The organism is Prosthecobacter vanneervenii (assembly GCF_014203095.1).
In the GTDB taxonomy this organism is placed as follows: domain Bacteria; phylum Verrucomicrobiota; class Verrucomicrobiia; order Verrucomicrobiales; family Verrucomicrobiaceae; genus Prosthecobacter; species Prosthecobacter vanneervenii.
Window position 1 is genome coordinate 80,863 of the sequence record NZ_JACHIG010000005.1, and the last position, 15,033, is coordinate 95,895.

The 15,033-nt window shown below is 60.7% G+C and carries 10 protein-coding genes and 2 tRNA genes; 1 reads left to right on the forward strand and 11 read right to left on the reverse strand.

Annotation, left to right across the window (positions count from 1 at the left end):
- Positions 1 to 85: 85 nt before the first annotated feature.
- The 11 genes from rpoC to HNQ65_RS12715 form a co-directional block, all read right to left on the reverse strand.
- Positions 86 to 4,225 carry a DNA-directed RNA polymerase subunit beta' gene (rpoC, locus tag HNQ65_RS12665; protein WP_184339915.1) on the reverse strand — a complete coding sequence of 1,380 codons (4,140 nt, stop codon included), beginning with the start codon at positions 4,223 to 4,225 and terminating at the stop codon, positions 86 to 88.
- Between the two features lie 54 nt (positions 4,226 to 4,279).
- Positions 4,280 to 8,140 carry a DNA-directed RNA polymerase subunit beta gene (rpoB, locus tag HNQ65_RS12670; RefSeq protein WP_184339916.1) on the reverse strand — a complete coding sequence of 1,287 codons (3,861 nt, stop codon included), beginning with the start codon at positions 8,138 to 8,140 and terminating at the stop codon, positions 4,280 to 4,282.
- Positions 8,141 to 8,522: 382 nt separating this feature from the next.
- Entirely contained in the window at positions 8,523 to 8,906 is a 384-nt protein-coding gene (gene rplL / locus HNQ65_RS12675; protein ID WP_184339917.1) for a 50S ribosomal protein L7/L12, read from the reverse strand.
- Positions 8,907 to 9,038: 132 nt separating this feature from the next.
- Positions 9,039 to 9,578 carry a 50S ribosomal protein L10 gene (gene rplJ / locus HNQ65_RS12680; protein ID WP_184339918.1) on the reverse strand — a complete coding sequence of 180 codons (540 nt, stop codon included), beginning with the start codon at positions 9,576 to 9,578 and terminating at the stop codon, positions 9,039 to 9,041.
- 21 nt (positions 9,579 to 9,599) lie between these two features.
- Positions 9,600 to 10,298, reverse strand: a complete 699-nt coding sequence (gene rplA / locus HNQ65_RS12685; protein WP_184339919.1) for a 50S ribosomal protein L1 — start codon at positions 10,296 to 10,298, stop codon at positions 9,600 to 9,602.
- Between the two features lie 55 nt (positions 10,299 to 10,353).
- A complete protein-coding gene (gene rplK, locus HNQ65_RS12690; RefSeq protein WP_184339920.1) occupies positions 10,354 to 10,779 on the reverse strand; it encodes a 50S ribosomal protein L11 in 426 nt (141 codons plus the stop codon).
- Between the two features lie 53 nt (positions 10,780 to 10,832).
- A complete protein-coding gene (gene nusG / locus HNQ65_RS12695; protein ID WP_184339921.1) occupies positions 10,833 to 11,402 on the reverse strand; it encodes a transcription termination/antitermination protein NusG in 570 nt (189 codons plus the stop codon).
- Positions 11,403 to 11,437: 35 nt separating this feature from the next.
- Positions 11,438 to 11,656 carry a preprotein translocase subunit SecE gene (locus HNQ65_RS12700; RefSeq protein WP_184339922.1) on the reverse strand — a complete coding sequence of 73 codons (219 nt, stop codon included), beginning with the start codon at positions 11,654 to 11,656 and terminating at the stop codon, positions 11,438 to 11,440.
- Between the two features lie 42 nt (positions 11,657 to 11,698).
- Positions 11,699 to 11,774: transfer RNA gene (locus HNQ65_RS12705), tRNA-Trp, on the reverse strand.
- Positions 11,775 to 11,926: 152 nt separating this feature from the next.
- Entirely contained in the window at positions 11,927 to 13,111 is a 1,185-nt protein-coding gene (tuf, locus tag HNQ65_RS12710; RefSeq protein WP_184339923.1) for an elongation factor Tu, read from the reverse strand.
- A 76-nt stretch (positions 13,112 to 13,187) separates the two neighbouring features.
- Positions 13,188 to 13,262: transfer RNA gene (locus HNQ65_RS12715), tRNA-Thr, on the reverse strand.
- A 395-nt stretch (positions 13,263 to 13,657) separates the two neighbouring features.
- Between HNQ65_RS12715 and HNQ65_RS12720 the strand changes: the two genes are divergently transcribed.
- A complete protein-coding gene (locus tag HNQ65_RS12720; RefSeq protein ID WP_184339924.1) occupies positions 13,658 to 15,007 on the forward strand; it encodes a VWA domain-containing protein in 1,350 nt (449 codons plus the stop codon).
- The last annotated feature ends 26 nt before the right edge of the window (positions 15,008 to 15,033 follow it).

Sequence of the window (15,033 nt, forward strand, 5' to 3'; positions counted from 1 at the left end):
CATGATCCGCCCATACGCAAAACCGCCTCCGACGGCTTGCACCGAAGGAGGCGGGTGATGGTTGATGCTATGCTGGCGGGGCGGATCAGGCCGCGTCTTCGTCGGCTCCGGCGGGCAGCACAGGGCGCTCCGTTTCGTGCAGCTCGAAGTTGCGGTTGTTGATGAAGCCGGTGCCGGCAGGGATGAGGTGACCCATGATGACGTTTTCCTTGAAGCCGCGCAGGAGGTCGGACTTGGCAAGGGTGGCGGCCTCGGTGAGCACACGGGTGGTGTCCTGGAAGGAAGCGGCGGAGATGAAGGACTCCGTCTCGATGGACGCCTTGGTGATGCCGAGGAGCACAGGCTCTGCTTCCGCAGGCTTGCCACCCTCTTCGGCCACACGGGCGTTTTCCTTGTCGAACTCCGTGCGGTCGATCTGGTCGCCCCAGAGGAACTCGGTGTCGCCGGTGTCGGTGATCTTAACCTTGCGCAGCATCTGGCGGATGATGATCTCCACGTGCTTGTCATTGATTTCCACACCCTGGGCGCGGTACACTTCCTGCACTTCGTTGACGAGGTGCTCGCGCAGCGCCTGCGGGCCAAGAATTTCGAGGAGGTCATGCGGAACGACAGGACCATCGGTGATCTGGTCGCCCTTGCTGACGTGGTCGCCATTGAACAGCAAGATGTGCTTGCTGCGGGGGATGAGGTGCTCCTCCTGCTGGCCGGTCTTGTTGTCGGTCACGATCACGCGGCGCTTGCCACGGACGAGGCCGCCGATTTCCACGGTGCCGTCGATACGGGCGATTTCGCACGCGTCCTTGGGCTTGCGGGCTTCGAAGAGCTCGGCCACACGGGGAAGACCACCGGTGATGTCCTTGGTCTTGGAGGCCTTGCGCGGCGTCTTGGCGATCGTGGTACCGGCTTCCACCTTCTCGTTGTTCTTCACGCTAAGGTGAGCACCGGCAGGAATGGTGTAGCTGGCGAGGACTTCGTGCGTCTTCGGATCCACCACCACGACCTGCGGATGGAGGTCTTCCTTGTGCTCGATGACAACGGTTTCTTCGTTGCCTGTGCTCTGGTTGACTTCCTTGGTGATCGTGATGCCGGAGATCATGTCGCGGAATTCCAGCTTACCGGCCTTCTCGGTGATGATCGGCACGTTATAGGGATCCCAGGTGACAACCTGCTGGCCCTTCTTGACCTTGCCACCGTCTTCGACGGCGATAACGGCACCCGTGACCAGCTTGTGGCTTTCGAGCTCGCGGCCTTCGTCGTCATGGATGGACAGGACGCCGTTCTTGGTGAGGGCGATCCAGGTGCCTTCGATGGTCTGCACCGAACGCATGTCGGTGTATTTGACGGTACCGGCGTTTTTGACGTTGATGAAGGGCTGCTTGAAGGAGCTGGTGGCAGCACCACCGACGTGGAACGTACGCATGGTGAGCTGCGTTCCGGGTTCGCCGATGGACTGGGCGGCCACGATGCCGACCGCTTCGCCGATCTTGGCCATGCGGTGCGTGCCGAGGTGGAGGCCGTAGCACTTGGAGCAGCAGCCGCGCTTGCTTTCGCAGGTGAGCACGGAGCGGATCTTGAGCTTCTCGACACCGATCTTTGCCAGGTGGGCGGCCTCCTTCTCGGAGACGAGCTGACCAGCCTTGACGATGGTGCTCTTGTCCACGGGATCATGGATGGTCTCGCAGGAGACGCGGCCATAGACGCGGGTCTTGAGATCGACGATTTCTTCGTCGCCCTGGTAGATGGAGGAAAGCGTGATGCCGTTGGCAGTGCCGCAGTCTTCCTCAGTGACGATGACGTCCTGGGACACGTCGACCAGCTTACGGGTCATGTAACCGGAGTCAGCGGTCTTCAGAGCGGTGTCTGCCAGACCCTTACGAGCACCGTGCGTGGAGATGAAGTACTCGAGCACGCTCAGACCTTCGCGGAAGTTCGAGGTGATCGGGCGCTCGATGATCTCACCGGAGGGCTTGGCCATAAGGCCGCGCATGCCGGCGAGCTGCTTGATCTGCGTACGGTTGCCTCGGGCACCGGAGTTCACCATCACGTAGAGCGGGTTGTGGTGCTTCTTGCCTTCGTTGTGCTCCAGCGTGCGGAAGAGTTCGTCAGCGACGATTTCACCCACCTGCGTCCAGATGTCGATGATCTTCTGATAGCGCTCACCATTGGTGATGATACCACGGCGATACTGCTTCTCGATTTCCTCGATCTGCTTGTAGGCGTTTTCCAGTCCGCCGGCCTTGGCCTGCGGGATGACCATGTCCGTGATACCGATGGAGCAACCGGAGCGCGTGGCTTCGCGGAAGCCGAGCTGCTTCAGGCGGTCCAGAGCAGAGACGGTTTCCTTCTGGCCAAAGGTCTGGAAGCAGCGCCAGATGATGTCGGAGATCTGCTTCTTGCCCACGGTGGTGTTGATGAAACCAAGGCCTTCGGGCCAGATTTCATTGAAGATGACACGACCAGCGGTGGTCTCGATGACTGCCTTGCTCGGGTCGCCGTAGGGGCGCTTGGGCAGGCCGTGGTCAGGATTGCGGAAGCGCACCTTGTCGTTCACGCTCAGGCCGCCTTCGGCGATGGCGAATTCGACTTCGGAAGCGCTGTTGAAGACCGGCACGCGGCCTTCCACTTCGCCCTTCTTGCCCTTGGCGTCGTGCTGGGGGAAGTCGCGCAGGTAGGTGAGGAAGTAGCAGCCCAGAGGAATGTCCTGGGAGGGGTTGATCACCGGCTTGCCGCTGGCTGGGCTGAAGAGGTTGTTCGGCGCCAGCATGAGCAGGCGGGCCTCCATCTGGGCCTCGATGGAAAGCGGAACGTGCACGGCCATCTGGTCACCGTCGAAGTCGGCGTTGTAGGCCGTACAAACGAGGGGATGCACGCGGATGGCCTCACCTTCGATGAGCTTCGGCTCGAATGCCTGGATGGACAGACGATGCAGCGTCGGAGCGCGGTTGAGGAGGACGGGGTGGCCTTTGGTCACTTCGTCCAGAATGTCCCACACCTCGGGCGTGCGGCGCTCGATCATCTTCTTGGCGCTGCGCACGGTGTGCACCAGGCCCATCTCCTTGAGACGGCGGATGATGAAGGGTTCGAAAAGCACGAGGGCCATCTTCTTCGGCAGACCGCACTGACCCAGGTTCAGGTCAGGACCGATCACGATGACGGAACGACCGGAGTAGTCCACGCGCTTGCCGAGCAGGTTCTGACGGAAGCGGCCGGACTTGCCCTTGAGCATGTCGGACATGGACTTGAGAGGACGATTGCCAGCGCCAGTCACCGGGCGGCCATGGCGGCCGTTGTCGAACAGGGCGTCCACGGCTTCCTGCAGCATGCGCTTTTCGTTGCGGATGATGACATCCGGCGTGCGGAGCTGAAGGAGGTTCTTGAGACGGTTGTTGCGGTTGATGACACGACGGTAGAGGTCGTTCAGGTCGGAGGTGGCAAAGCGGCCGCCTTCGAGAGGCACCAGCGGACGGAGGTCCGGCGGAATGACGGGCAGCACTTCCAAGATCATCCACTCAGGACGGCTGTGGCTTTCAGCAAAGCCCTGGCAGAGCTTGAGGCGCTTGGCCAGCTTCTTGCGGATCTGCTTGGAGCGGGTCTTCGTCATGGCCTCTTCCAGCTCCTTGGTCACTTCAGCCAGGTTGATCTGGGAGAAGATGTCGCGGATGGCCTGGGCACCCATGCCCACGCGGAAGGCGTCTGCACCGTACTGTTCCTCGGCTTCGCGAAGGTCCACTTCGGTGAGAAGCTGACCGCGCTGCAGCGGGGTGTTGCCGGGATCGACGACCATGTAGTCCTCATAGTAGATGACGCGCTCGAGGGAACGGGCGGTCATGTCCAGCATCAGGCCGATGCGGGAGGGCATGCACTTGTAGAACCAGATGTGGGTCACAGGCACGGCCAGCTCGATGTGGCCCATGCGCTCGCGGCGCACGCGGGACAGCGTCACTTCGACGCCGCAGCGGTCGCAGACCACGCCCTTGTGCTTGATGCGCTTGTATTTGCCGCAGGCGCACTCCCAGTCACGGGTGGGCCCGAAGATACGCTCGCAGAACAAGCCGCCTTTTTCAGGCTTGAAGGTGCGGTAGTTGATGGTTTCTGGATTCTTGACTTCGCCGGAGGACCAGGAGCGGGTGCGGTCCGCCGAGGCGATGCAGATCGACACATAGTCGAACTCCTCGCCGTGCTGGGGTTCCCCGAAGATTTCTTTCAAGCTCGCGTCAGCATTCATGATGTGTGGAGATGGGTGGCAGTATTGTGCGCTGGGTTTCTAGGGGAAGGCAGGTTAGGCACCCACCGTGGAGACAAAGCCATCGAGAGCTTCAGCGTCGGCATTGGCGTTGGAGCGCTTGTGCACCTTCACGTCCAGACCGAGGGACTGCATTTCCTTGATGAGCACGTTGAAGGATTCCGGCGTGCCGGCTTCCAGGGCGTGGTCGCCCTTGACGATCTGCTCATAGATGCGTGTGCGGCCCTGCACGTCGTCAGACTTGACGGTGAGGAGCTCCTGCAGCGTGTAAGCAGCACCGTAGGCTTCGAGCGCCCACACTTCCATTTCACCGAAGCGCTGGCCACCATACTGGGCTTTACCACCCAGAGGCTGCTGCGTGACGAGGGAGTAAGGTCCGACGGCACGTGCGTGGATCTTGTCGGCGACAAGGTGGTTCAGCTTCAGCATGTAGATGTAGCCAACCACGACGTCGAGATTGAAGGCATCGCCAGTGCGGCCGTCAAACAGCCTGGATTTGCCGTTGAGGCCCATCCATTCGTAGCCTGGGACCTTCTTGGCCTCCTTGATGTACTCCATGATCTTCGTCTCGGGGATGCCGTCGAAGACCGGGGTGGCGATCTTCATGCCCAGGGCCTTGGCGGCGAGGCCAAGGTGGGTCTCAAGCACCTGACCGACGTTCATTCGGGAAGGCACGCCCAGAGGATTGAGCACGATGTCCACCGGAGTTCCGTTTTCGAGGAACGGCATGTCTTCTTCAGGGACGATGTTGGCCACGATACCCTTGTTGCCGTGGCGTCCGGCCATCTTGTCACCCACGGAGAGCTTGCGCTTGGAGGCGAGGAAGACGCGCACCTGCTTGACCACGCCGCTGTCGGCGGTGTCTTCGCTGGACTCGATCTTGTCGAGGTTGCGCTCACGTTCCATGTCGGCATCGGAGAACTTCTGTTCGAAGGTCTGGATGATGTCGAAGATCTTGTTGCGGATCGGGCTCGGGTCGATTTCGATCGTGTCGTAGCTTTCGGCCACGTGACGAAGCATCGTCTTGGTGATCTTCTTGTTCGCGCCGACGAGGGGCTCGCCGGTCTGGCCGTTCACGATGTCCAGCGGGATCTTCTCATTGAGAAGGATGTCGGACAGGCGCTCGGTCAGCTGCTCAGTGAGGTCTTCCTTCTTGGAGCGGTAGTCCTCTTCGATCTGCTTGATCTGCTTCTTGTACTCGGCGGGGGAGAGCTTCTCCTTCTCGGAGTCGCCGTTCGCACCACGCTGGGCGATGCGGACATCCATGATGATGCCGGTGCAGCCGGAGGGCACGCGGAGGGAGGTGTCCTTCACGTCAGCGGCCTTCTCACCGAAGATGGCGCGCAGGAGGCGCTCTTCAGGAGCCAGCTCGGTCTCGGACTTCGGAGTGATCTTGCCGACGAGGATGTCGCCAGGCTTCACTTCTGCGCCGATTCGCACCACGCCCTGGGCGTCGAGGTTCTTGAGGGCCTCGTCACCCACGTTCGGGATGTCGCGTGTGATTTCTTCAGGCCCGAGCTTGGTGTCGCGGGCGATGACTTCAAAGTCCTCGATGTGGATGGAGGTGTAGATGTCCTCCTTGACCACGCGGCGGCTGATGGTGATGGCGTCTTCGAAGTTGTAGCCGTTCCAGGGCATGAAGGCCACGAGCATGTTCTTTCCGATGGCGAGCTCTCCCTGATCCGTGCAAGGACCGTCGGCGATGACGTCGCCCTTCTTGATCTTCTGACCACGCTTCACCAGAGGCTTCTGGTTGATGCAGGTGCCGGCATTGCTGCGGCCAAACTTGCGGAGAGGATACACGTAGGTGCCCTTCTCTTCATCCGTCTGCACAGACTTGAGCTGGTTTTCCAGGAACTTCTCGTCCTTGACAGGCAGGTTGCCGTCCTTGGTCACGACGATGACGTCGGCGGTGGCGGCGGCCACGGTGCCGTTGGCGTCAGCGACGATCACAGAGCGGGAGTCACGAGCGGCCTTGCCTTCCATGCCGGTGCCCACGAGCGGGGAGTCGGCTTCGAGAAGCGGCACGCCCTGGCGCTGCATGTTGGAGCCCATCAGAGCGCGGTTGGCGTCATCGTGCTCGAGGAAGGGAATCAGAGCGGCGGCCACGGAGACCAGCTGCTTCGGAGACACGTCCATGAGGGTGACCACGGAGGGCTCCACTTCGATGAATTCACCACGGTAACGGACGGTCACCTTGGCGCCTTTGAAGCGGCCTTTCTCGTCGATCGGATTGTTCGACTGAGCGATGTAGTGCTTCTCTTCCTGGTCGGCGGTGAGGTAGTCGATCTTGTCGGCCACCACGCTGTCCTTCACCGGACGGTATGGCGTCTCGATGAAGCCGAACTCATTGATGCGGGCATAGCTGCCCAGGGAGTTGATCAGACCGATGTTCGGACCTTCAGGAGTCTCAATCGGGCAGATACGGCCATAGTGGGACGGATGAACGTCACGCACTTCGAAGCCGGCGCGGTCACGGTTCAGACCACCAGGCCCGAGAGCGGACAGACGGCGCTTGTGGGTCAGTTCGGCCAGAGGATTGATCTGGTCCATGAACTGGGAAAGCTGGCTGCGGCCGAAGAAGTCGCGCACCACGGCGGAAAGCGCCTTCGGATTGACGAGCTTGGCGGGAGTCATGGTGTCCATGTTCACGTCGAACAGGGTCATGCGCTCCTTCACCAGACGCTCGGTGCGGGACAGGCCCACGCGGCACTGGTTGGCAAGGAGTTCGCCCACGGCGCGCACGCGGCGGCTGCCGAGATGGTCGATATCGTCCAGGATGCCCTGACCTTCACGCAGGTGGAAGAGGTAGCGCAGCGCGGAGATGACATCGTCAGCGGTGAGGATGCGGGTCTCCGTGTCGATCTTGAGGGAGAGCTTCTGGTTGATCTTGTAGCGGCCCACGCGGGTGAGGTCGTAACGCTTCGGATCAAAGAACAGGCGCTTGACGAGCGCGCGGGCGTTCGGAGTGGTGGGCGGATCTCCCGGACGAAGACGGCGGTAGATTTCCTTGAGGGCTTCGTCTTCGTCCTTGGCGGTGTCCTTGCGCAGGGAGGTGATGAGGAGGTCGTCCGGAGAGGCGGTGACCACTTTGATGGACTTGTGGCCGAGCTGGATCAGCTGGCGGATGACGCCGGAGGTCAGGGGCTCGTAGGCACGGGCCACGATGAGCTCGCCGTCGAGGATGTCCTTGAAGAGGATCTTGGAGGAGATTTCTTCTTCCGTGAGGCTGTCCTTGAGCTTGAGGTCCTGGATGTCGTAGAAGAGCTTGAGGATGTCCTCGTCTCCGGGGAAGCCGATGACGCGCAGAAGCGTGGTGGCGAGGAATTTGCGACGACGACGGCGGCGGTCGAGATAGACATAGAGCAGGTCGTTGGTGTCGAACTGCACTTCCAGCCAGGTGCCGCGGTCAGGGATGATGCGGAAGCCGTGCAGCCAGCGGCCATTGAGGTGCTGGGAGGTTTCAAAGCAGATACCAGGGGAACGATGAAGCTGGGAGACGACGACGCGCTCGGCACCGTTGATCACGAACGTGCCGCGCACGGTCATGAGGGGGATTTCGCCCATGTACACGCGCTCCTGCTTGGCACCCTGCTCGTCCTTGAGCTCAAAGGTGACGTAGAGGGGGGCGCTGTAGGTTTCAGCCTCGTGAATGGCTTCGAGGGAGGAGAGCTTGGGCTCGCCGATCTCGTACATCACGAAATCGAGCGTCATCTTCTCGTCATAGCTGGTGATCGGGAAGACTTCACGGAAAACCGCCTGCAGGCCGAGGTCCTTGCGCTTGGAGGGGAGGATGTTTTTCTGGAGAAACTCCTCGTATGAGCGGAGCTGGATCTCGATGAGATTCGGGGGCTCGGCGACTTCGTGGATTTTGCCAAAGTTGGTGCGCTGGGACATAAGGCAGTGATGAGGCGGTTAGGGGGCGGTGGGCGTGGCAAGGTGTGCGGGAGGTGAGGCCCGCGGAGCGGCAAAGGGGTGATGTCAGGCAGCCAGCCCGGCAACACCAGCGATTGTCGCGAAAACGAAGCAGCCGGAACCCAGGTTTTTGCCGGGATTCAGGCCATGAAAATGACAGGACGCATGCCTTTTCTCGTGGTGTGTCCCAGAACCGTGCCAGAGGCTGCGGAGGTTCGGAAGGGAGACACGGGCGGGAGCGGGCATTGCTATGTAACGAAAACGAACAGAGGGAACGAACGAAACTGACCAAAGGAAGCTTCTGACCGCGCGGCGCTGCGGAGAGCAGACACCGCGCGGCAAAGAGCAGATGAGGAACGAGAGATTACTTGATCGTGACCTTGGCGCCAGCGGCTTCCAATTTCTTCTTGATCTCTTCGGCTTCTTCCTTCTTGCAGCCTTCCTTGAGGGTCTGCGGAGCGCTCTCGACGAGCTTCTTCGCTTCTGCAAGGCCAAGGCCGGCGACGACGCCGCGGACTTCCTTGATGACGCCGATCTTGTTGGAGCCAGCGTCGGCCAGGATGACGTCGAACTCGGTCTTTTCTTCCGCAGCGGCTGCAGGAGCAGCACCACCACCAGCAGCACCGGCGGCAGCGACAGGAGCAGCGGCGCTAACGCCCCACTTCTCTTCGAGGGATTTCACGAGTTCAGCGACTTGCAGGACGGTCAAGCCACTCAGTTCTTCAACGATTTTATTAAGGTCAGCCATAGTATTTTGTCGGTATCGCCGCGATCCGAAGCATCGGATGATTTAAGAGCGAAAGCTTTCGCCCCGGAGAGGGACCATTGGGTGTTGGGGTATTCAGGCCGTGTAACGGGCCATCTGATCAAATGGGTTGTATTAGGCAGCGGGGGCAGCTTCTTCAGCGGCAGCCGGAGCGGCTTCCTCAGCAGGAGCGCCACCTTCCTTGTCGGCCTTGGCCTTGAGGACGCGGGCGAGGGCGGAAGCAGGAGCCTGGAGCACACCGAGGAGCTGGGCGAGCAGCACTTCGCGGGAAGGCAGATCGGCCAGCACTTTGATGGCCGCAGTGTCCAGCAGATTGCCGTCGAGCACGCCGACTTTCATCACCGGCTTTTCGAATTCAGCCTGGAAATTCTTGAGGATTTTGGCCGCGCCGAAGACGTCCTTCTCACCGGTCACGAAGGCGCTCTGGCCCGTGAGGTGATCACCAAGTCCACCAGGGTAGCCTGCCTTTTCAGCGGCTTTCTTCACCAGGTTGTTCTTGTAAACGTGGATCTCAGATCCGACGGCGCTGAGGCGCTTGCGCAGTTCGGCAAACTTGTCCACCTTCAGACCGGTGTAATCCACCACGAAGAGGAAGGGGGAGGCATTGACCCGTTGCAGCAGGTCGTCAATGAGCAGTGTTTTGAGTTCTTTCATGTTGCTGTGCTGCTACGAGGTTTAGAGTTTGATGTACTTGGAGACATCGATGCGGAGCGCGGGCGACATGGTCGCGGCCAGCGTGATGGTTTCGACGTAGCGGCCACGAGCGGAAGCTGGACGGGCGCGAACCACGGCTTCGATGAGGGAGGTGGCGTTTTCAGCGATCTGATTGACTTCAAAGGAGGTCTTGCCGACGGAGGAGGCGATGTTGCCGTTCTTGTCGAGCTTGAAGTCGGCACGGCCGGCCTTCACAGCCTTCACAGCACCAGCGGTGTCGTCGGTGACGGTGCCGGTACGAGGATTGGGCATCAAACCGCGAGGTCCGAGCTGCTTACCCAGCTTACGCACTTCATTCATGGCAGCGGGGGTGGCGATGGCGACGTCGAAGTCGAGGAATCCATCCTTCACCTTGGCGATGAGGTCTTCGTTGCCGACGATGTCAGCGCCGGCGGCTTTGGCTGCCTCAGCAGCGGAGCCCTGGGCGAAGACGGCCACACGCACGGTCTTGCCGGAGCCGTGGGGCAGAGGGCAGGTGCCACGCACCATCTGGTCGCTCTTCTTCGGATCCACACCCATGCGGAAGGACAGGGTGACGGTCTGGTTGAACTTGGTGCCGGGCAGCTTGCGCAGGAGTTCGGCCGCTTCTTCGAGCGAGAATACCTTGCCCGCCGGAACCATCTCGGCGGCCTTCTTGTAGCGTTTGCTTCTCTTTTGCATGGTGGATGTGCAGTGGTGGCGAACTGTGACGTTCTCCTGCTGTGGGTTAGGGTGATTAGTCGATGATTTCGATGCCCATCTGGCGGGCGGTGCCTGCCATGATGCGGGAGGCGCGCTCCAGATTGGTGGTGTTCAGGTCCGCGAGCTTCATCTTGGTGGCTTCGAGGAGCTGGGCCTTGGTGATCTTGGCGACCTTCGTCTTGTTGGCTTCCTTGGAGCCGCTGGCAATGTTGGCCACCTTCTTGAGAAGGTTGGAAGCCGGGGGCTGCTTGGTGATAAAGGTGAAGCTCTTGTCCTTGAACACCGTGATGACGGTGGGCAGCACTTCACCACCGGCCTTGGCGGTCGCGGCGTTGAACTCCTTGCAGAACGCCATGATGTTCACACCGGCCTGACCGAGAGCAGGGCCGATGGGCGGTGCGGGGTTGGCGGCACCAGCTTTGATCTGGAGCTTGATGAGTTTGATGATTTCCTTGGCCATGTGTTTGTTTTCCTTGCTTGCTTAAGATGAGATTCAGTGCGGCGGTGCGCGGCTTACGCCTTCTCGACCTGCCAGTATTCGAGATCGACCGGAGTGGAGCGGCCGAAGATGTTGACGGAGACGCGCAGCGTGCCGCGTTCGGGATCGATTTCCTCCACCACGCCGTTCTGGCTTTCGAAGGGACCGTCCGCCACACGCACGGTGTCGCCGGGGCTGAAGGAGATCTTGGGCACGGCGCCGTCATCTTTGTCACGCACCTGGGCCAGCATGGCCTCCACTTCCTTGGCGCGCATCGGAATGGGGTGGTCCTTGGTACCGGCAAAGTTGAGGACGCCGTCGGTGTCCTTCACAAAGTACCAGGTCTTGTCCACCAGGCGGTTGTGCTCGTCGAGCAGGTGGCAGTTGGCGATGACGTAACCGGGGAAAAACTTGCGGTTGCTCTCAGAGCGCTTGCCCTTCTTCACCTCGGCCACACGTTCCATCGGGACGAGCACCTGGTAAACAAAGTCTCCCATCTCCTCTTTTTCGATGCGGCGGAGCATGTTGTCGCGGACCTTTTGTTCAAGGCCTGAGCGGACGTGGATGACAAACCACTGATCACGGGGTGCGGGGATGGCTCCCATAAGATTCGGAGGAGAAAGGTGGTTGAGGGGGGAAATTACATGCCAATCTTCTGAGCGGCCTCAAAGGCCCACTTGAAGGTGACGTCAAACGCTGCCACGAAACCTCCGAGGAGGATCATCGCGATGAAGACCACCACTGTGGATTCATTCAGCTCGCGGTATTTGGCAAAGCCCTTTTCCTTGGGGTCCCAGGGCCACGTGGCCTTTTTGAGTTCCAGGGCGACTTCGCTGATGTATTTGCGGATGCGGCTCATGTGAAGCGTTTCTTGATCTGCGGAGATTTCCGGGACTTTCGCTGGCAGGCCAGGAGGGACTCGAACCCCCAACCGACGGTTTTGGAGACCGCTACTCTACCAATTGAGCTACTGACCTGTGTAAGCGAGAAAGGCTTCCCGGAATGTTTAACAAAAACTTGGGCTGTCTGCAAGTTCATTGCCTCGCTCATCTCACTTTAGGAGACGAAATCACCGCCGGGCCTGTGCGCCAGACCCGGCGGGATTCGAGACAAACGAACTGCGCGGGGACTAGTCGAGGATGTTGGCCACGCGGCCGGCACCCACGGTCTTGCCACCTTCACGGATGGCGAAGCGGATGGTCTTTTCCATGGCGATCGGGGTGATCAGCTCGACTTCGATCGAGACGTTGTCACCAGGCATCACCATTTCCACGCCTTCAGGAAGCTTCACGCTGCCGGTCACGTCCGTGGTGCGGAAGTAGAACTGCGGGCGGTAGTTGTTGAAGAAGGGGGTGTGGCGGCCGCCTTCGTCCTTGGAAAGGACGTACACTTCAGCGGTGAACTTCTTGTGCGGGGTCACAGAGCCGGGCTTGGCGATGACCTGGCCGCGCTCGATGTCGCTCTTCTTGGTGCCGCGAAGCAGAAGGCCCACGTTGTCGCCTGCACGACCTTCGTCGAGCAGCTTGCGGAACATTTCGATGTCCGTGACGGTGGTCTTGACGGTCGGACGGATGCCGACGATTTCGACTTCGGACATCTTCTTGATGATGCCACGCTCGACACGGCCGGTGCAGACGGTACCGCGACCTTCGATGGCGAACACGTCTTCCACAGGCATGAGGAAGTCCTTGTCGATCGGACGCTCAGGAAGGGGGATGTAGCTGTCCACAGCGTCCATGAGCTTGTGGATGTTGGCTTCGTGGGTCGGGTCGCCTTCAGCGGCCTTCAGGGCGGAGCCCTTCACGATCGGGATTTCGTCTCCCGGGAAGTCATACTTGGAAAGGAGGTCGCGGACTTCCATTTCGACGAGGTCGAGGAGTTCCGGATCGTCCACCATGTCCACCTTGTTCATGAACACCACGAGGGCGGGCACGCCCACCTGACGGGCGAGCAGGATGTGCTCACGGGTCTGGGGCATCGGGCCGTCAGCGGCGGAGACCACGAGGATCGCTCCGTCCATCTGGGCAGCACCGGTGATCATGTTCTTCACATAGTCAGCATGGCCGGGGCAGTCGACGTGCGCGTAGTGGCGCTTGTCGGTTTCGTATTCCACGTGGGCGGTGTTGATCGTGATACCGCGCTCTTTTTCTTCAGGAGCTGCGTCGATTTGATCGTAAGCCTTGGCCTGAGCGAAACCTTTCTTGGAAAGGACGGTCGTGATGGCGGCGGTCAGGGTGGTCTTGCCGTGGTCAACGTGGCCAATGGTGCCGATGTTGACGTGCGGCTTGTTGCGTTGGAATGCTTCTTTAGCCATGTGGGTGGATTAGTTGAGGGGGTGCGCTTGACTGATTCGTTTGTCTTGTATCGAAAGACCCCCACGGCGACGCCACTGGAGCTGTTAGAGGGACTTGAACCCTCGACCTCGTCCTTACCAAGGACGTGCTCTACCACTGAGCTATAACAGCGTAACCGGCGGCGGCCCGCCAAAGGGACCTCCTCCTCTTTCGACAAGAAAACCGGGACACACAAGCCTCTGACAACTGGCATCAAGAGACAATGCACCCCGGCCTTGGACCGAAAAAGTGGCGCGATGTTAGGACAGCACGCCCGCCTGTCAAAGACTTTTCCACTCTTTTGGAAAGAAATCAACGATCTTCTCCGCCCTCAAAGCACATTTGGGGCATGAAACAGCGTTTTTAGGGGTTGCTGATGCAGAAGGACGAAAACGGTAGAACAACTATCGTAGCAACCCTGATGCCCAAACGCTCAAAACCTTCCTGCGAATTATCTAAACCACTCGCTTATAGTGTTTTAACCATCCATTATTTAGACAACACCCTTCGTCATTCACAGCCTCCCCATGCGCTCCCCTGCCCTGGCCTTTCTGCTTCTGCTGCACACCGCCGCCCTTCCTGCGGCGGAGGATGCCACCGTGATGCTCAAGGCGCTGGTGAAAGAGGTGCGCGGCGGCAAACAAGAGGCGCTGGAGCCGCTGAAAGACCTCCCCGGTGGCAAACTGGCCGCTGAGGCCGTGCTGAGCCTGATCAATGACCGCCGTGTGGGCTACGGGATGAAGCTGCGCCTGGCCGAAATCGTGGCCGAGTGGCCTGCTGGCGAGGCCCGTCAGGTGCTGGCGGAATGGCTGGCCAGGCACCCCGCCTGCGAAGACGACGCGCTGATGTTTTTCTCAGGCATCCGCCTGATGGAGGCACGGGGGTATTTCTGGAGCCTGATCACCCAGGCCAAGCCGCCGCTCTCTGCTCTCAAAGACCCTACGCGCGTGGCTCTGGCCGTGCGGGCACTGGGACCCTACCAGGACAATCCGGAGAACGTGGTGGCCCGCATCGCTGCGCTGCTGGATGCGGCCAATCCCCACGTCATCCGCGCCTGTGCCGCCGAGGCCCTGGGCGGCATGCGCAGCACCGCCGGCCTGCGCGCCCTGCTGTCCTGCCTGGGAGACGATGCCATCGGCGACTCCGCACGCGCCTCCCTTTTCCAGCTTACCGGGCAGGACTTTGGCCAGGACCTATCCAAGTGGGACACCTGGCTCAAGGAGCACCAGGACGGCATCCCGTGGAAGATGCTGCCGCGCTCCGAATACGCCGAATACCTGAAGCTGCAAAAGCTGCTCAAGCCGCTGGATGACGACCCCGCCATGAACATGGCCTCCTTCTACGGCCTGGAGGTGCGTGGCAAAGGCGCGCTCTTCATCCTGGATGTCAGCGGCAGCATGAACGCCGACGATCGCATCGGCAAGCTGCACGCGCAGATGAGCAACCTCCTGGCCGTGCTGCAGACCAAGTCCAGCAAGCTGCGCTACGGCATTCTCAGCTTTGGAGAGGATGTGGACTCGTGCTTTCCCGGGCGCGGCATCTCGGTGAACGATGACAAAAACCACAAACAGGCCGTGCAGTTTGTGGAAGGCCTGCAGGCCCGTGGCGGCACCCCCATGTGCGAGGCGCTGAACCACGCCCTGACCCGCATGCTGCCGGAGGGCGGCATCGACGCCATCTACTTTCTCAGCGACGGCCAGCCCAGCGACGGCACCCCCGCCCAGGTGCTGGATCTGGCCCGCCGCATCCACACCCAGTTCAAGGTCCGCATCCACACCATCAGCATCGGCGAAGAGCCCGGCCCCACCCCCGGCGAGCTCTCCCTCCTGCACCAGATCGCCGATGCCTGCGAAGGCACCTTTGTGCTGCCGCCGTGAGCCGCCCTTCCCTGCCCGCCCGGACG